This window comes from Vibrio renipiscarius (genome assembly GCF_000827885.1).
Taxonomy (GTDB): domain Bacteria; phylum Pseudomonadota; class Gammaproteobacteria; order Enterobacterales; family Vibrionaceae; genus Vibrio; species Vibrio renipiscarius.
The window spans coordinates 343,454-360,433 of record NZ_JTKH01000006.1 but is presented as its reverse complement, the minus strand read 5'-3'; the positions used below and the strand labels follow the sequence as shown (position 1 = coordinate 360,433).

The 16,980-nt window shown below is 46.3% G+C and carries 14 protein-coding genes and 1 pseudogene; 7 read left to right on the top strand and 8 right to left on the bottom strand.

Going from position 1 to position 16,980, the window contains the following annotated elements; genetic code table 11:
- Positions 1-86: 86 nt before the first annotated feature.
- From lon to hutW, 8 genes and pseudogenes are all read right to left on the bottom strand, one after another.
- Positions 87-2,439, bottom strand: a pseudogene (gene lon, locus OJ16_RS04925) (endopeptidase La).
- Between the two features lie 126 nt (positions 2,440-2,565).
- Positions 2,566-3,846, bottom strand: coding sequence for an ATP-dependent protease ATP-binding subunit ClpX (gene clpX, locus OJ16_RS04920; protein WP_040988005.1), 1,281 nt, complete (start codon positions 3,844-3,846; stop codon positions 2,566-2,568).
- Positions 3,847-3,969: 123 nt separating this feature from the next.
- Positions 3,970-4,584, bottom strand: coding sequence for an ATP-dependent Clp endopeptidase proteolytic subunit ClpP (gene clpP / locus OJ16_RS04915; RefSeq protein WP_040988003.1), 615 nt, complete (start codon positions 4,582-4,584; stop codon positions 3,970-3,972).
- Positions 4,585-4,690: 106 nt separating this feature from the next.
- Entirely contained in the window at positions 4,691-5,992 is a 1,302-nt protein-coding gene (tig, locus tag OJ16_RS04910) for a trigger factor (protein ID WP_040988001.1), read from the bottom strand.
- Positions 5,993-6,635: 643 nt separating this feature from the next.
- Complete coding sequence (locus OJ16_RS04905; protein ID WP_040987999.1) at positions 6,636-8,801, bottom strand: TonB-dependent hemoglobin/transferrin/lactoferrin family receptor; 2,166 nt, start codon at positions 8,799-8,801, stop codon at positions 6,636-6,638.
- Positions 8,802-8,882: 81 nt separating this feature from the next.
- Positions 8,883-9,479: a heme utilization protein HutZ gene (gene hutZ / locus OJ16_RS04900; protein WP_082030212.1), complete on the bottom strand. Its 597-nt coding sequence runs from the start codon at positions 9,477-9,479 to the stop codon at positions 8,883-8,885.
- Positions 9,476-9,997: a heme utilization cystosolic carrier protein HutX gene (gene hutX, locus OJ16_RS04895; RefSeq protein ID WP_040987997.1), complete on the bottom strand. Its 522-nt coding sequence runs from the start codon at positions 9,995-9,997 to the stop codon at positions 9,476-9,478. Before hutX ends, hutZ begins: the two co-directional genes overlap by 4 nt.
- A gap of 154 nt (positions 9,998-10,151) precedes the next feature.
- The gene (hutW, locus tag OJ16_RS04890) at positions 10,152-11,540 is read right to left on the bottom strand and encodes a heme anaerobic degradation radical SAM methyltransferase ChuW/HutW (RefSeq protein WP_040987995.1); all 1,389 of its coding nucleotides are present in this window, start codon (positions 11,538-11,540) and stop codon (positions 10,152-10,154) included.
- A gap of 311 nt (positions 11,541-11,851) precedes the next feature.
- Between hutW and OJ16_RS04885 the strand changes: the two genes are divergently transcribed.
- From OJ16_RS04885 to OJ16_RS04855, 7 genes are all read left to right on the top strand, one after another.
- A complete protein-coding gene (locus OJ16_RS04885) occupies positions 11,852-12,670 on the top strand; it encodes an energy transducer TonB (protein ID WP_082030211.1) in 819 nt (272 codons plus the stop codon).
- A 15-nt stretch (positions 12,671-12,685) separates the two neighbouring features.
- A complete protein-coding gene (locus tag OJ16_RS04880; protein ID WP_040987991.1) occupies positions 12,686-13,399 on the top strand; it encodes a MotA/TolQ/ExbB proton channel family protein in 714 nt (237 codons plus the stop codon).
- Positions 13,399-13,833 (top strand): ExbD/TolR family protein, encoded by a 435-nt coding sequence (locus tag OJ16_RS04875; RefSeq protein WP_040987989.1) that lies wholly within the window; start codon positions 13,399-13,401, stop codon positions 13,831-13,833. Before OJ16_RS04880 ends, OJ16_RS04875 begins: the two co-directional genes overlap by 1 nt.
- Positions 13,833-14,687, top strand: coding sequence for a heme/hemin ABC transporter substrate-binding protein (locus OJ16_RS04870; RefSeq protein WP_040987987.1), 855 nt, complete (start codon positions 13,833-13,835; stop codon positions 14,685-14,687). The genes OJ16_RS04875 and OJ16_RS04870 overlap by 1 nt, the downstream gene beginning before the upstream one ends.
- 10 nt (positions 14,688-14,697) lie before the next feature.
- Positions 14,698-15,768 carry a FecCD family ABC transporter permease gene (locus OJ16_RS04865; RefSeq protein WP_040987985.1) on the top strand — a complete coding sequence of 357 codons (1,071 nt, stop codon included), beginning with the start codon at positions 14,698-14,700 and terminating at the stop codon, positions 15,766-15,768.
- On the top strand, positions 15,768-16,601 hold the full coding sequence (locus tag OJ16_RS04860; RefSeq protein WP_040987983.1) for a heme ABC transporter ATP-binding protein: 834 nt from the start codon (positions 15,768-15,770) through the stop codon (positions 16,599-16,601). The genes OJ16_RS04865 and OJ16_RS04860 overlap by 1 nt, the downstream gene beginning before the upstream one ends.
- A 185-nt stretch (positions 16,602-16,786) precedes the next feature.
- On the top strand, positions 16,787-16,975 hold the full coding sequence (locus tag OJ16_RS04855; RefSeq protein ID WP_040987980.1) for a hypothetical protein: 189 nt from the start codon (positions 16,787-16,789) through the stop codon (positions 16,973-16,975).
- The last annotated feature ends 5 nt before the right edge of the window (positions 16,976-16,980 follow it).

Below are 16,980 nucleotides of genomic sequence, written 5' to 3'. Positions count from 1 at the left end.
TGGCTAAAGTTAGCGTCCAAAAAAAACGCTGACAAGCATTTTTCAGCTGATCAGCGTAATCTTTTACTTATTTTTGCTGCACATCACTATTTTTCAACAGCGAACTCAACCCCTGACGGATCTCTTTCAAGCGCAACGCTCAGAACCTCATCAATCCATTGAACTGGAATGACTTTCAAGTCTGCGATCACATTCTCAGGAATCTCTTCCAAATCACGTTCGTTGTCTTTCGGAATCAGTACCGTTTTGATACCACCACGGTGCGCTGCCAGTAGTTTTTCTTTCAAACCACCGATAGGTAAAACTTCACCGCGTAGGGTAATTTCACCCGTCATCGCCACTTCGGCTTTCACTGGGTTACCGGTTAAACTTGAAACCAGCGCCGTACACATGCCGATACCCGCACTTGGGCCATCTTTTGGTGTTGCACCTTCAGGAACGTGAACATGAATATCACGCTTCTCGTAGAAGTCAGAGTTGATACCCAGTTTTTCAGCACGAGAACGCACGACGGTCATTGCCGCTTGGATGGATTCTTTCATCACATCACCCAATGAACCCGTCTGCGTCAACTTACCTTTACCCGGCATTGACTCAGTTTCAATCGTGAGTAGATCGCCACCCACTTCTGTCCATGCAAGACCGGTGACTTGACCGATTCGGTTACTGTCGTCTGCTTTACCAAAGTCAAAACGCTGCACGCCTAGGTATTCTTTCAAGTTATCCATCGACACAGTGACAGACTTCAATTCGCTATTTAGCAGAATATTCTTCACCGCTTTACGACAGATCTTAGAAATTTCACGCTCTAAGCTACGCACACCCGCTTCACGCGTGTAGTAACGAATAATGCCGATGATTGCAGAGTCTTCAATGGTGATTTCATGAGGCTTCAATCCATTGCGTTTTACCTGCTTATCAAGCAAGTGACTTTTCGCAATATTGAGCTTCTCATCTTCGGTGTAACCCGATAGACGAATCACTTCCATACGGTCCAACAATGGGCCTGGAATGTTCATTGAGTTTGATGTCGCAACAAACATGACATCCGACAAATCGTAATCCACTTCTAGATAGTGATCGTTGAATGCATTGTTTTGTTCAGGATCAAGTACTTCCAGTAATGCCGATGATGGATCACCACGCATATCAGAAGACATTTTATCGATTTCATCCAATAGGAAGAGTGGGTTTTTCACACCAACTTTCGACATTTTCTGAATCAATTTACCCGGCATTGAACCAATGTAAGTACGACGGTGACCACGAATTTCAGCTTCATCACGTACCCCACCCAGCGCCATACGGACGTATTGACGACCGGTCGCGGATGCAATTGAACGACCTAGAGAGGTTTTACCTACACCAGGAGGACCAACCAAACATAAGATTGGGCCTTTCAGCTTGTTGATTCGATTTTGGACTGCTAAGTACTCAAGAATACGTTCTTTACACGCGTTCTAAGCCGTAGTGATCTTCGTTTAAGATCTCTTCCGCTTTCGCCAGATTTTTCTTCACTTTCGTACGCTTAGACCAAGGAACACCGATCATCCAATCGATGTAACCACGAACGACGGTCGCTTCTGCCGACATTGGCGACATCATTTTAAGCTTTTGCAGTTCTTGTTCTGTTTTATCGCGCGCTTCTTGCGGCATTTTTGATTCTTCGATTTTCTTTTTCAGAACTTCAAATTCATCAACACCGTCTTCGCCTTCGCCCAACTCTTTCTGAATCGCTTTCATTTGCTCATTCAGATAATACTCACGCTGAGATTTTTCCATCTGCTTTTTCACGCGAGTGCGAATGCGCTTTTCGACTTGAAGAATGTCAATCTCAGATTCCATTTGGCCCATAAGGAACTCTAGGCGCTCTGTGACATCTTGAATTTCAAGTACTTTTTGCTTATCGACTAATTTTAGCGGCATGTGCGCAGCAATTGTGTCCGCTAGGCGTGCAGCTTCATCAATACCATTTAACGAAGTAAGCACTTCTGGCGGTATTTTGCTATTTAGCTTGATAAAGCCTTCAAACTGATTAATTGCGCTGCGTACAATGACTTCTTGCTCACGCTCATCTAGGTCATTAGTGACAAGATATTCCGCATCGGCAAGGAAGTATTCGCTTTCAATAAACTGATGAATTTTAGCGCGCTGCTGACCTTCAACCAACACTTTAACGGTGCCGTCAGGTAGCTTAAGCAGTTGTAGGATTGTCGCCACGGTTCCAACAGAAAACAGATCGTCTTTCGTCGGCTCATCAGTATCGGCTTCTTTTTGCGCAACCAACATCACTTGCTTGTTCACTTCCATCGCAGCTTCTAAGCAAGCAATCGACTTCTCTCGGCCAACAAACAAAGGGATTACCATGTGCGGGTAAACTACTACGTCTCGTAGAGGTAGTACGGGGATCTCGATACGTTCGGAACGTTCCAAGTTCATATTATTCTCTCTTCCGCTTAGTCTTATGAGCAATATATGGGGGTTAATTGATTGGATTCAATAGAGGAATAAAAAAAAGGAGGATTTCATATCCTCCTTTTTTGTTTACTGTCACAAGTCTCGAAATTACGATTCCGCGCCAGCAGCTTGATTGTCTGCATTGCTGAAAATCAGCAGTGGTTCAGACTCCCCATTAATGACTGATTCATCGATAACAACTTTGCTTACGTTGTCCATTGATGGCAGTTCATACATGGTTTCAAGCAGTACCGCTTCAAGAATTGAACGTAGACCACGAGCGCCTGTTTTACGATCCATCGCTTTCTTAGCGATAGCACGTAGTGCGTCTTCACGGAATTCCAGTTCAGAATCTTCTAGCTCGAATAGTGCTGCGTACTGTTTCGTCAGTGCATTCTTTGGCTCACAAAGAATTTGGATCAGTGCTTCTTCATCTAATTCTGTCAGTGTCGTTGTAACTGGTAGACGACCGATGAATTCAGGAATAAGACCGTATTTAACCAAATCTTCTGGCTCAACTTGCTTGAACAGTTCGCCAATGGTTTTGCTCTCGTCTTTTGAACGCACTTCTGCGCCAAAGCCGATACCAGCACCGGTTGCTACACGCTGATCAATCACTTTATCTAGGCCCGCAAATGCGCCACCACAGATGAAGAGGATCTTTGATGTATCAACTTGAAGGAACTCTTGTTGAGGATGCTTACGACCACCTTGTGGTGGAACAGAAGCAACCGTGCCTTCGATAAGTTTTAGTAACGCTTGTTGAACACCTTCACCAGACACGTCACGCGTGATTGATGGGTTTTCAGCTTTACGAGAGATCTTATCGATTTCATCAATGTATACAATACCACGTTCCGCTTTCGCCACGTCGTAATCACATTTCTGAAGTAACTTCTGGATGATGTTTTCTACGTCTTCACCTACGTAACCTGCTTCTGTCAGGGTCGTAGCATCCGCCATAGTAAACGGTACATCTAGGAAGCGAGCTAACGTTTCTGCAAGCAGTGTTTTACCACTACCGGTTGGACCGATAAGCAGAATGTTACTCTTACCAAGCTCAACACCTTCGCTCGTTGTATCACCATTACGTAAACGCTTGTAGTGGTTGTAAACGGCTACCGCTAGCACTTTTTTAGCGTAATCTTGGCCAATCACATAATCATCGAGGTGCTCACGAATCTCGCGTGGCTTAGGCAACGCTTCAGATTGTTTCTTAGGAAGCACATCTTTGACTTCTTCGCGGATAATGTCGTTACATAGATCAACACATTCGTCGCAAACGTAGACTGACGGACCGGCGATTAACTTGCGAACTTCGTGCTGGCTTTTGCCGCAGAAAGAGCAGTACAGCAGCTTACTGCCGCTCTCTTTGCTTTTATCTGTCATTCGCTAACCTCTTAGCCTTAACTCTATACGCTTTGAGTGTATAACAGTTTGGGGCAACTTTCCCCTCGGAATTGAGCAGAACCTCCGCTCAACTCCGCTAAACTGGACTCAAAGCAAGTTTCATTAACCGCGGTGGGTTAACACTTGATCGATAATACCGTATTCCGCAGCTTGTGCCGCTGACATGAAGTTATCACGATCAGTATCACGCTCAATCACGTCCATCGGTTGACCCGTGTGCTCAGCGAGCAAATCGTTCAACTTGTTTTTGATGGATAGAATTTCTTGAGCATGAATTTGGATATCTGACGCTTGGCCTTGGAATCCGCCTAGTGGTTGGTGGATCATAACGCGTGAGTTAGGCAAAGCGAAACGCTTACCTTTTGCGCCACCAGCAAGGAGGAATGCACCCATAGAGCAAGCTTGACCCGTACACAACGTGCTCACGTTTGGCTTGATGAACTGCATGGTATCGTAAATAGCCATACCTGCAGTAACGCTGCCGCCTGGAGAGTTGATGTAAAGGAAAATATCTTTATCTGGATTTTCTGATTCAAGGAAAAGCAACTGGGCAACCACAAGGTTTGCCATGTTGTCTTCAACTTGACCTGTTAAGAAGATGATGCGTTCTTTTAGCAAGCGAGAATAAATATCGTAAGAACGTTCACCACGGGAAGTTTGTTCAACCACCATCGGCACAAGTGCGTTCATGATAGTATTTTGTTCTTGGTAGCTCATATTCTGATGTCCCTAAAATAAATGGCCCGGATGATGATTATCACACGGACCATTGTTAGCAGAATAGTTAATGCTTAGTCAACTTTTCTACGCAAGATATTGCTTCTTAAGCAGGTTGTTGGTTCATAAGCTCGTTAAAGCCAACCGCTTTTTCTGTTACTTGAGCTTTAGCGATGATTGCATCAATAGCTTGCTCTTCTAGAGCGATATTGCGCATGTTGTTCATCATTTGCTCGTTTTGCTCGTAGTAAGCAACAACTTCAGTTGGATCTTCGTAAGCAGTCGCCATCTCTTCGATTAGAGATTTCACTTTAGCGTCATCCGCTTTTAGCTCTTCAGATTGAATAACTTCACCTAGAAGAAGACCAACAACTACGCGACGTTTAGCTTGCTCTTCGAACAATTCACGTGGCAGTTGAGCTGCAGCTTCTGGGTTACCACCGAAGCGTTGAGCCGCTTGTTGACGAAGAGCAGCGATCTCTTGGTCAATTAGTGCAGCTGGTACGTCGATGTCGTTTTCTTTAACTAGACCGTCGATTGCTTGCTCTTTGATACGGTTTTTAACCGCTTGCTTAAGCTCACGTTCCATGTTCTTACGAACTTCAGCTTTAAGTGCGTCAATGCCGCCTTCAACTACGCCGAATTTAGCAACGAACTCGTCGTTTACTTCTGGAAGTTCACGAGCTTCTACTTTGTTTACTTTGATTGCAAACTTAGCCGCTTTACCCTTAAGAGCTTCAGCGTGGTAATCTTCTGGGAAAGTCACGTCGATTTCGAATTCCATACCAGCAGTTTTACCTGTGATACCGTCTTCAAAACCAGGGATCATGCGACCAGCGCCCATTTCTAGAGGGAAGTTTTCAGCTTTGCCGCCTTCAAACACTTCACCGTCGATAGAACCAACGAAGTCGATTGATGCACGTTTGCCAGCTTCAGCCGCTTCTTCAACTTCTTTCCATGTCGCTTGTTGCTTACGTAGAGTGTCGATCATCTCTTCAACGTCAGAATCTTGTACATCTGCTTGTGGTTTTTCTACAGCGATGTTTTCAAGACCTTTAAGAGCGATCTCTGGGTACACTTCGAAAGTTGCGTTGAATACTAGATCAGCGCCTTCTTTTGTCTCTACAGGAGCAAAAGTTGGAGCACCAGCTGGGTTGATCTTTTCTTTAACGATCGCTTCGATGAAATGACGGTGCATTACTTCACCCATCATGTCTTGACGTACAGCTTGACCGTACATCTGAGCAACCATCTTCATTGGCACTTTGCCTTTACGGAAGCCATCAAAACGACGGTTTTTAGCGATGTTACGTAGTTCAGCAGTAACAGCGTCTTCGATGTTTGCAGCTGGAACAGTAATGTTTAGACGGCGCTCTAGGCCTTCTAGCGTTTCAACAGTAACTTGCATTATAAATTAACCTCAATACTGGCTCGGTTAAACCGAGCGTATGAGCTACCAGAGCGAGGCTCGGTAACTGCATCCTTGTTTGTACTCTAAGAGCACCTATTTAGATTCGAGAATCGATAGCACCAAACAACGTTCGTGTTATCGAACTAATTAGCGATATCTTTTTGCGCCCAGCCTGTGCGTAAAACGCTTCAGCGACCACAAAAGGTATCTCCGATTAGCCTCAGGACATAAATTTAGACGCAGCATTCTAACGACCTAGGTCATAGCTGTCGAGCCGATCCCATGCAACATACAGGGAATATCCTAAATTCTCATTTAACTGCTCCAAAAACGAACGATAAAGCAGTCAACTGTGACAGAAATGGGGACATTAATGTGTTTTTCAAGAGAAACTAGCGTTTTTTTTCATTGGTGTAATAAAAGGAGATCTAAGTCAGGTTTTATCTACCTATTTGGCAACTTAACACAACACCTTGATAACAAAATCACTCGCAAGAAGAAAACCCAAAACACCGCAAAAACGAGCCTAATCACCATAAATTCACCCATCGTTCACTCCGAAAAATAAGGGCATGCAGAAAAATCCGACATGCCCTTAACGGTAGAGATCAGAACGTCATTGACGATCTAACAAGCCGCATTAATAGTAGTATTCCATGCTGATACCCCAGTTACGGCCAGCTTGCGTATCAAAGTCTTTCAGGCCGTCATTTTCACCTTGTAGATCGGTGTATGCCCAGTATTTTTCATCGAGCGCATTGAACAGACCTGCGCGTAACGTCATGTCTTTTATTGGGCGATAATACGCCGTCAAATCGACAATATTGTACGATGGCGCTGTCACGTTATCGTCCGCTTGCCAGTCGTCTTTCTTCGCGACAACTTTATAGTTTAATAGCGCGCCGTAAGTTTGATTCGCGTCATTGTAACCGAGCCCAATAATACCGGTCAGAGGCGCGACAGAATCAAGTTCTTTACCCGTTTTTCTGTCTTCACCATTGGCGTATGCCACGCTTAAACGGCTATAAAGACCTTTAGGCCCCAGCACGGTAGTGGCAAATTCAGCACCGTAGATTCGAGCTTTATCGATGTTTTGCATAGTAATGACGTCTTTGCCACCTTGCTCACCGATTTTTTGCTCAGCAATGAAGTTATCGTAGTCGTTATAGAACGCACTCAACTCGTACTGCACAACCTCATTTTTACCACGGAAACCAAGCTCGTAAGAAAGGCTGGTTTCGGCTTTCAGGTCGGGATTGCCTTCAAAAATCGCCCCTTGGTCATAGACGTAGTACAAGTCATACACCGTTGGCGCTTTAAAGCCTTGGCTAATTTGCGCATAAGGGCTAAACATGTCGGATACGTGGTAAACCGCACCAATTCGCCCAGTCAACGCATCGTTGTCATTATCAACATGTTCAACGTCATATCCGTCTGACGTTTCTGGCGCCGTTTTAAATGAGTCGTAACGTAGGCCAGCAGACAGTACCAAACGCTCATCCATTAAGAATGCCTGGTCTTGTACATACATGCCCCACTGGGTCACTTTGGCATTCGGCAAGCCCGTGCTACCTGGCTTCGAGGTTCCATCCGGCACGCCAGCTTGGCCACTTTGAATGAAATAATCGGTATTTTCTAACGAGAACTCGTTTTTCAAGTAACTCGCACCGTAAGTAATCTCGTGGTAATGCGTGCTGTAACTGAGCAACTTGTTAAATTGGGCATCGAACTGCAGCGAATCGTCTTGAGCGATACGTTGGCGGTTACGCTTGCGGTCATCATAACCTGGCATAAAACCACTGCCCGGGAAATTGGTGGTGTCGTAGTTATCCGATTGGCTTTCGGTAGTCTGGTAGGCCAGTTTCCACAATAGCTCATCGGCGACCGTCGTGTTCATGGTCCAATCATGCTCAAAACCCACACGAACTCGCGTGTTATCATCGGCCACTTTCGAGTCGGTATAGACGAAGTCTGGCATGATTTCATAGCCCTCTTCCGAGGCTAAGAACGAATCGTATTGATAGTTGTAGTATTCAAACGTCAAACCAAGGCGATGGGCGTCATTTGCTTGATAGAATATTTTCGCTAAGCCATTATAAAGTTTGGAATCAGCAGGATCGGCCGCGCCACGATCTTTCCCTAAGACATCAGCACCATCGCCATGGGTCTGATACTCTTTACCGTCAGCATAAGTCAGCATCGTGATGGTTTCCCAGTCACCGCTGCGCATCGCCCAAGTCAGGGTGTTTTTGAATTCTTCATTCACTGACGCGTAGCCGCTTTTAATACCAAAACGATGTTCATCACCGTCTGTTACGAGCACATCATCAGGATTTTTGGTACGAAATAAAACCACGCCACCGAGCGCATCTGAGCCATAAAGACTTGATGACGGCCCCTTGTTCACTTCAATGCCCGCTAGCATATCAGTCTCGATGGTGTTCGGGTATTTACGCTGTTGACTGGCCCCCGGGTCATACGGCACTGGTTGCTGTATGCCATCCACCATCACTTTAACGCGGCTATCATCGACACCACGAATATTAAAGCCCGACACCCCAAAGCGACCGCTGCCTTCCACTTCCACACCTGGTGTGAATTTCAGCGTATCTTTGAGATTGTTGGTCATGGTGTTATCAAGTTCCGAGCGACTGACCGTTTCAATAGAAGAAGCAACATCTTCTTTATTTTGTTCCGTACGGGTTGCCGAAACGACCACTTCATCGAATGAGTAGACGTCTTCTGCCAAAGCAGGGGCAGAAAGAACTGCGCCAATGAAGAGCGCAAGTTGAGTTTGCTTTATCATGAATATATCCATTTCAAATACTAAAAATGCTCCCTCGATTTAGATTTTTTTATGAAGGAGCGTTAATGTTCAGGCTAAAAATTAAGCCATACGCTCTTTTTCGGCTTGAACATGCCCTTCGGTGAGATGAACAAAGTCCAATAAGTCATTTCCCGAAATTTCAAACGCTTGACCGAATCCTTTCACATAGCGGCCAGATTCAGGTATCAGGCGATATAAATTGAAATCTCCCAACTGGCTGAGATTATCGATAATTTCACCAAAACGTGCTTGTAACGCAGCGATGCCGCTGTGCCATACCGGTGACTGCTTTTCGACGAGTTCCGCGGTGGTATCGAAGGTTAATCTCTTACGGGCATACACTTGCTTCGCTTCGCTTTCATCTTGAACCATCATGATCGAGACATTACGGTTGGTTTTCAGGTTACGACCGTGCGCAGCAATATCACTCACCAAGATGTAATAGGCCTGACTGTCAAAGGCAAAAGGCGCGTAAGTCGCATTGGGTATCCCTTCTGGGTTTATCGTTGCCAACTGAAGCGTTTGGCGTGAGTCTCTAAATTCACGCACTTCTGGCTCTAAACGATTTTGTAAACGTTCACGACGTACCTCTTCTCTTTCAAGATCGATCTGAGAGGTTTGGTCTTGATTATTCTCTGGCTGACTTTCTACACTCATGCGCTCAATGTCTCCTTCATTTGGCCAAACGCTGCCACTTGCTCTGCGATCAGTTGGCGCTTTTTATCGCGGCCAACATAAATTTTAAAAATACAGCTACCATCAGCGTTAAAGAAACCAATGTAATGACTTTCCATACTTCTAAACGGCTTACTCACAAAGGCAATATGCTCAACCAAATCCAGACGTAAATGGCCGTGCAGTTCACCTTCACGTCCCATTAAATTGTAATAGCCATGCGCCACCTTACCTTTTGGGAAACGGGCTTTACTTTCGAATATGGAGCCAAATGAATGCACTATCGTAGTGACGGTCCCCCACGCTGGTAACTGCTCTAAAATCGCTTGCGCGTGGTGCCCCTTCACTTGAGTCACCATCTCTGCTGGTAAAGCAAAAGTAATGGCACCTTCACTCAGCGCCAGTTGTTGAGACATTTCTGAAACCGGCGTGGCGACATCCAGCGCCAGCGCGGCGGTGACTTGTTGTTTAACTTCTACTTCTGAACATGTGCTGTACATGATTTCTCCTTCACATCAAATCTGTTGTTGTCGGGTTCTATACCGTCGAATTGGCTGTCGAATTGACTGTCGAATGATGCGAACCCTTAAAAATATTCGCTGATCAAACAGGCACCTATGTCCGTGATAAGTGCCTGCGCTATCGGCCGTTGTATTAAGCGACGGCCAACCGAGTCGCACTCTCATTTTGGATGACTTTGATCAGGCTGGAAGCCAAGTTAACCGACCAAAACTGCCCCGCTTGCGTCAGTGCCACCGCTTGAGGTGTAATCGTCACTAGGCCCCTGTCTTGCCATGCTTCAAACAGCGGCATTAAGCGGTCAAACCAAGCGATGCAGTCACGCTTCAATAACGCGCCGCGGTCAAACGCTGCTTTAAATTGATTTAGGGAACGAGCGTTCGGATCGCCTTTAAACGCCATACCTATTGGGAACTGTTGCTGTTGAATCGCATCGATATACGCCGTCATATCGCGGTGTTGCATCGCGCTAATCCCATTAAAGTTTCCACCAGCGCCAGCGCCAATAGGCAAAACTTCCGCACTGGTTTTAGCCAAACTGTTATAGATGCTGCGCTCTCGATTGGTTGAAGCCCAATGATTGACACTCAAGCGGCGCTGGTGAAAACGCGCCATAAAATCGGCCCCCATCTGATACATCTGCGCTTTCGTGGCCGTATTGGCGGGTTGAGGTAACTTGCCTTGTTCAATCAAGCGCGCCATTGGCAGGTTTTGTAATTCGAGCAGTTGATAAAGATCGACACCATCTACGCCAGATTCGATGTACATTTCCAGATCATTTTGCCAAATGTCTAACGTCTGATGTGGTAAGCCATAAAGCAGATCAATCACAATAGGGGCGGCGTTATAGCGCACCATTTTTTGTAACGTCTCTAAAACCACATCACCATCATCTAAGCGCTTCGCCGCACGACGGACCTTGCTATCGAAGCTTTGTACACCCAGTGAAAAACGGTTAAACCCGCCCTCCAATGCCGACTCAAATTTCGCTTCGCTAAAGCGATTCACACGGCCTTCTAAGGTGATTTCACAATCGGGCGTCAGCGGAAAACGCGTTCGGATGAGTTGGCCCAATTGTTTGATCTGATCGGCACTCAAGTCTGTTGGCGTTCCCCCACCCACATACACCGCCTGAAACGGCAAACTTTGTGTCCAGGCAAAGGCTGCCTTACGCTCAATTTCCATCACCAATGCCGCAAAATACTCCGCAATAAGCTGATCGCTCGAGGCGTATTGGAAGAAATTGCAATAGGTACAACGAACGCGACAAAAAGGAATGTGGATATACAAACAGCGCGCTTTTACCGTCGCAGGGGTATTGAGTGCATTCAAAACGACGTCTTGAGTTTTACTTTGCGGGACGGGCACAGAACTGCCCCCTACGTGGGGGCCAGTTTTACCGCTAAAGGCAAACCGAAGCGGATCGGGTGTATTTCTGCCAACAATGGATTCATCAGTGTGATCAAAAACAATAGCGTCAATCTCGGACGCATCTGAAGCACTTTCTGGGGCATTTGGATTCATAGTGTTTACACAATACCTATTTCATCCCACAAAAAGCCTGTCTATTTCGGCATTCGTAAAGCCCCGAACCTCTCGAGAATCACCTGACTCTGTCATTCAGAAAAGACGAACTTAGACATAAAACTTGTGGGTGAAATCTTATAAATTAAATTGTAAATAAGAATTATTCTCGACATAATATAGATCCCAAATGATAATGTAAATGATATTTGATCTCATTGTCATTTAGTGGATAATGCATCTCGTTATTTAAACGGCGCGGCATTGCTTTGCGCCATATTGTTTTCAACGTCAATTACTTGCGGTTCCCTATGACAAAGCTTCGTTACTTAATTGCTGGACTAATTGCATGCCTTATCCAAGGTATGGCGTTGTCATATTCGCCTCAAGAGAAGGTCATTCACGTGTCTATGGAGCAAGGCATCAACGCAATGCAAATCCAGTTACTTGCTCGGGCAGCCTCAACACCGACGCCACAGGCAGAACCAAATTCGAACAAAGAAATAGAGCAAGACAGCGCCAAGAAGCCGAAAGCGGTCGTTGAAACAAAACACGAACCGAAAAGTAAGAAGGCAGACACCGCCAAATCCGAACAGAAAACAGCGACGGCACCGGCACCGGCACCGGCAGAAACCAAACACGCGGTTGAGCCCATTGCGAAGCCCACAAACAAACCTGTCACTAAACCTGCGGCAAAGCCGATCAAAAAAGAGCCCTTAATGACAAAGACGCCGAGTCCAAAACCGGCGAAATCACCACAGAAAGAGAGCAAAACAACAAAATTGCCAGAAGAGGCAGAATTAAACCGACAGCAAAGCACAGCCCAAAGCGCCTCTCAGACGAGTGAGCCAATGTTGGTCAGTAAGCCGCAATTTAGTGCGAAGCCTGTACCGGTTTCTTACCCAAAACTGGCACGAAAAAAAGGCTTAGAAGGCAAAGCGTTGATTGAGGTTTGGCTCAACCAGGAAGGCAAACAAATTAAACAAAAAATCATTACATCCAGCGGCCATTCCATACTGGACCAGCGGGCACTGAATACCATTAAGCAGTGGCAGTTTTCTCGTCGAATTGAGCACGGGCAAGCCATCGCGCACCGTGTTCACATCCCTATCAATTTCAAATTACAGTAGTAAAGACAAATCATCATGCAAACATTGAGTCATATGCAAAGCCAACTCGGTATCATGACATGGCCGTTAATCATCATGTCGTTTCTCACTCTGGTTATCTTAATTGAGCGCACCTTATATATGTTGCTCAATGGGCGAACTTACACCACCCGTATTTTAAAGCAGGTGCACAAACTCGATTTCAATCATTCAGAAGCCGTCGACCGCTTTATTTCTCAAGAATTAAATGGTCGCCAGTTGGCCTTTCAATCGATGCGTATGCTGCTCAACCATCGCCACTTCACCAAACCTTTGCGTGAAGAAGCCGTCAGCATTTGGCTATTCAAAAAGCGTCAGCAATTTCGTTCAGGTATCCGATTATTGTCCATGATTGGCGTCATCAGCCCATTAATTGGTTTGCTGGGCACCGTGTTAGGTTTGATGGAAATGTTTAAAGGCATCACATCAACAGAAGGGGCGATTTCACCGGCGAATTTGGCTGATGGCTTAGGGCTTGCGATGACCACCACCGCCGCGGGTTTGCTGATTGCCCTACCCGCGATTATGGGCGCACAACTTTTGAGTATGTGGGTAGACAAAACCTTGGCAAAAATCGAATACACCCTCAATCACAGTAACTTGCATATTGAGGGGATCTCTGTCGATCCTTGCGCGGAAAATCACTGCGCGAAGCAAGAGTGTGCAAATAAAAAAGTCTTCATCACCCCTGCGACGAACGAGGTAATTTGATGATCCAGTCACATTCTCAGTTCGGTGATGACGAATTTAAACCTGACTTAACTCCGATGCTCGACATCATTTTTATTGTCATGGTGTTTCTGCTGCTGACGGCGAATGTCAGCGTTCAAACACTCAATGTCGACATCCCTAAAACGGAAGAGAGCAGCGCGCTCACCCGACCAGATAAACCCGTAATTTCAGTCGGCATTCTTTATTCCGATGTGGATACAAATCAAGGTAATCGCTGGGCAGTCGACGGTACGGAGTTTCAGGATTGGGGGGGCTTCACCGCCGCATTGTTGAAAGCCCGTAGTGAAACGCCAGATAAGCCCATTGTGATCGCCGCCGATAAAAAAGCAGACGTCGAATCCATGCTTAACTTGCTCGCTTTTATGCAAAAACACCACATCTCTGCCACCAATATTGTTATGGAAGAACACTAATGAAAAAACTGCTGTTAACCCTTGGCCTACTCGTTGCTTCGAGCTCAATTATGGCGCAAGAACAACCAAACAATCGCATCATCAGCGCAGGATCGAGCATTACTGAAATTCTTATCGCTCTGGGCGCTGACGATCAATTAGTGGCACTGGATGTCACCAGTAAAAAATTCAACACCAACGATCAATTACCGCTTGTCGGCTACCATCGCCAACTCTCTGCTGAGGGACTAATGGCATTATCACCAACACATATCATTGGCTCCGCAGAAATGGGCCCAGAAAGTACATTAACGCTGTTAAAAAATGGCGGAATCAACGTGGAAACGGTGCCTTCTGGGGATACGGAAGACGAATTATTTCTGCGTATTGATAAAATTGCGGCTATCACCGGTACACAAGAGCAAGCTAAGGCGCTTAAAGCCTCACTGAAAGCCAAATTGCAGACTATGCAGCAGCGCGAAGTCACGTCGACACCCAAAGTGCTGTTTGCCATGTTAAGCAAAGGCCGTCCCGCGACCATCGCAGGGGACAAAACCACCATTGATGTGATCATTGAGCTTGCCGGAGGCCAAAACCCAGCAAAAGAGATGCTGAGCTCCTACAAGCCTGTTTCTCAGGAAGCGATGGTCGAAATGCAGCCTGATTATCTGTTGGTGTCGGATCGCGCATGGCAAGCCATGGGCGGAAAGGACGGCATCCTCAAAGAGTTCCCATTACTTGCCGCCACACCAGCAGGTAGCCAAGACCGCATTATTCCAATTCAAAGCAGCGCCATTATTGGTGGATTAGGCATTGAGAGCTTGCAGCTCACTGATGATTTATTCCAAACATTCCACCCAGAAGATAACAAATAATAGGCTCACTATGGCGGTTTCCACACTGACAGCCTCACGCATGTTGAGCGCTAAATCCCTCTGTATTATCGCGGCCATCACGCTTTATTTTGCGACCGTTGCATCGATAAGTGTCGGCCCGATGAACATTGGTTTTTTTGATAGCATTCAATCGTTATTGCCAAGCGATTTACTTTCCACCAGCCGTGGTGATTTACCCGCGCATATTACAATGGTCGTGCAACAAGTTCGTCTGCCTCGCACCTTACTGGCGATTGCGGTCGGTGGTATTTTGGCCATTAGTGGTGCCGTTATGCAGGGGTTATTTCGCAATCCGTTAGCCGATCCGGGCATTATCGGGGTATCGTCTGGTGCCGCGCTTGGGGCTGCCATTGCGATCGTCTTATTTGGTGAATTGGCAGCCAGTTATCCCACCTTACTGCTGTTTGGCACCGTACCACTTTTTGCTTGCCTTGGCGGAAGCGTCATTACCTTTGTCGTCTATCGATTAGGCACCGGCGCAAATGGCACCTCTGTCACCATGATGCTATTGGCTGGCGTCGCGATTGCGGCATTAGCTGGAGCGGCATTAGGCCTATTAAACTATTTTGCCGATGACCAAGCCTTACGTGATCTTTCTCTGTGGACCATGGGCTCACTTGCTGGTGCGAATCCTCGCAGCTTATGGCTGGCTTTTGGCACCTTGATTGTTCTGTTTGTTATTTATTACCGCGATGCCGATAAACTCAATGCCATGTTATTGGGCGAAGCTGAAGCCCGTCACATGGGCATTAATGTTCAATCGCTCAAACGTCGCTTAATCATTTTAGCCGCCGCCGGTGTCGGCGTTACGGTTGCACTGGCGGGTATGATTGGATTTATTGGCTTAATTGTCCCCCATTTAGCGCGCATGCTTATTGGCCCGAACTTCCGCTCTTTGCTTCCCGTCACGTTACTGATGGGTGGGCTGTTATTGTTGATTGCCGATATGTTAGCTCGTACCGTCGTTGCGCCTTTAGACATGCCCGTCGGCATTGTCACCGCGTTACTTGGCGCACCATTTTTCATCTGGTTACTGATAAAACAAAAGGGCCGCCTATAATGTTCTCCTTCTTCTCATCGACAAAATCAGGTCGCAAAGCCTCTATTTTTAACTATCAAGGGCCTGAAACCGTAGCCATAGAGAATTTGTCTGTCACGCTGAGCGGTCGTGTCATTCTGGACAATATTAATTTATCACTCAATCGAGGAGAGTTTACCGCGCTACTCGGGCCAAACGGCACTGGTAAGAGCACGTTGCTGAAATCACTCACCGGAGAGATAGCCGCTCACGGTCAGTTTTCTCTCTTTGGCCAACCCCGAGAGCAATGGGCATCAGAGGATCTTGCCAAACATGTCGGCGTTCTTCCCCAAAGCAGCTCACTGTCGTTCAATTTTACGGCGCGGGAAGTGGTTGCATTAGGTGGGCTCAATTTAACGATGTCACAAGAAGAACTGGATCTGGTGATTGATGAGATGATGCGCCAAACCGATGTCATACACCTCGCAAATCGTGACTACCCCACCCTGTCTGGTGGCGAGAAACAACGTCTTCATCTTGCCCGCGTATTAACGCAACTCGAGCAAAGTGGTTCAAATTCAATTCTGCTGCTTGATGAACCAACATCCGCCTTAGATATTCATCACCAACACAGTACGCTTGCTTTAGCGCAAACATTGGCAAAAAAAGGGGCGACGGTGGTGGCGGTATTACACGATTTGAATCTAGCGGCCCAATATGCTGACCGAATTGTACTGCTCAATAATGGCTCAATTGTGAGCGATGACACGCCAACAAATGCCCTAAGTAGTCAGGTGATTAAAGAGGTGTACCAACATAATGTCGCGATTATTTCACACCCCACTCTTGGGCACCCCGTGGTCATCGCTGCGTAGCTCTCACGGTGGTTCTTCGCCATTGAACTCATCGATTTTTTTGCATAACTCCCACATTCTTATGGTGATTTATGCAACAACGCGGGTTTAGCATTGCAGCTGTACGCAATTTAATCGCGCAATATTTGGCACCGCGGTAAGACGTAGACAATACTGAGAAAAAGGACAGGCGGTGGGGATGTATTTTGGGCGAAAAAATCAAAATAAAGAGTATCTCAGAGACGGTTTTAATTGATGGCGTTTACCAATCTGATGAGCGTTCGGGAGTAGAGCGGCGTAAAAACACAACAAAAAAATGGCGCTTTTATGAGCGTCGAAAATCAACAGCGGACCCTCGCTATCAAACCTCTGTTCGCATTGATGAAGAGGTATGATAGCG

Bases quoted from the DNA above. Each gene is read 5' to 3' on its own strand.
- OJ16_RS04880 (WP_040987991.1), top strand. From the start codon at position 12,686: ATGCAAACATTGAGTCATATGCAAAGCCAACTCGGTATCATGACATGG.
- clpP (WP_040988003.1), bottom strand. From the start codon at position 4,584: ATGAGCTACCAAGAACAAAATACTATCATGAACGCACTTGTGCCGATG.
- hutW (WP_040987995.1), bottom strand. From the start codon at position 11,540: ATGAATCCAAATGCCCCAGAAAGTGCTTCAGATGCGTCCGAGATTGAC.
- OJ16_RS04865 (WP_040987985.1), top strand. From the start codon at position 14,698: ATGGCGGTTTCCACACTGACAGCCTCACGCATGTTGAGCGCTAAATCC.
- OJ16_RS04870 (WP_040987987.1), top strand. From the start codon at position 13,833: ATGAAAAAACTGCTGTTAACCCTTGGCCTACTCGTTGCTTCGAGCTCA.
- OJ16_RS04905 (WP_040987999.1), bottom strand. From the start codon at position 8,801: ATGATAAAGCAAACTCAACTTGCGCTCTTCATTGGCGCAGTTCTTTCT.
- tig (WP_040988001.1), bottom strand. From the start codon at position 5,992: ATGCAAGTTACTGTTGAAACGCTAGAAGGCCTAGAGCGCCGTCTAAAC.
- clpX (WP_040988005.1), bottom strand. From the start codon at position 3,846: ATGACAGATAAAAGCAAAGAGAGCGGCAGTAAGCTGCTGTACTGCTCT.
- hutZ (WP_082030212.1), bottom strand. From the start codon at position 9,479: ATGAGTGTAGAAAGTCAGCCAGAGAATAATCAAGACCAAACCTCTCAG.
- hutX (WP_040987997.1), bottom strand. From the start codon at position 9,997: ATGTACAGCACATGTTCAGAAGTAGAAGTTAAACAACAAGTCACCGCC.
- OJ16_RS04860 (WP_040987983.1), top strand. From the start codon at position 15,768: ATGTTCTCCTTCTTCTCATCGACAAAATCAGGTCGCAAAGCCTCTATT.
- OJ16_RS04885 (WP_082030211.1), top strand. From the start codon at position 11,852: ATGACAAAGCTTCGTTACTTAATTGCTGGACTAATTGCATGCCTTATC.
- OJ16_RS04875 (WP_040987989.1), top strand. From the start codon at position 13,399: ATGATCCAGTCACATTCTCAGTTCGGTGATGACGAATTTAAACCTGAC.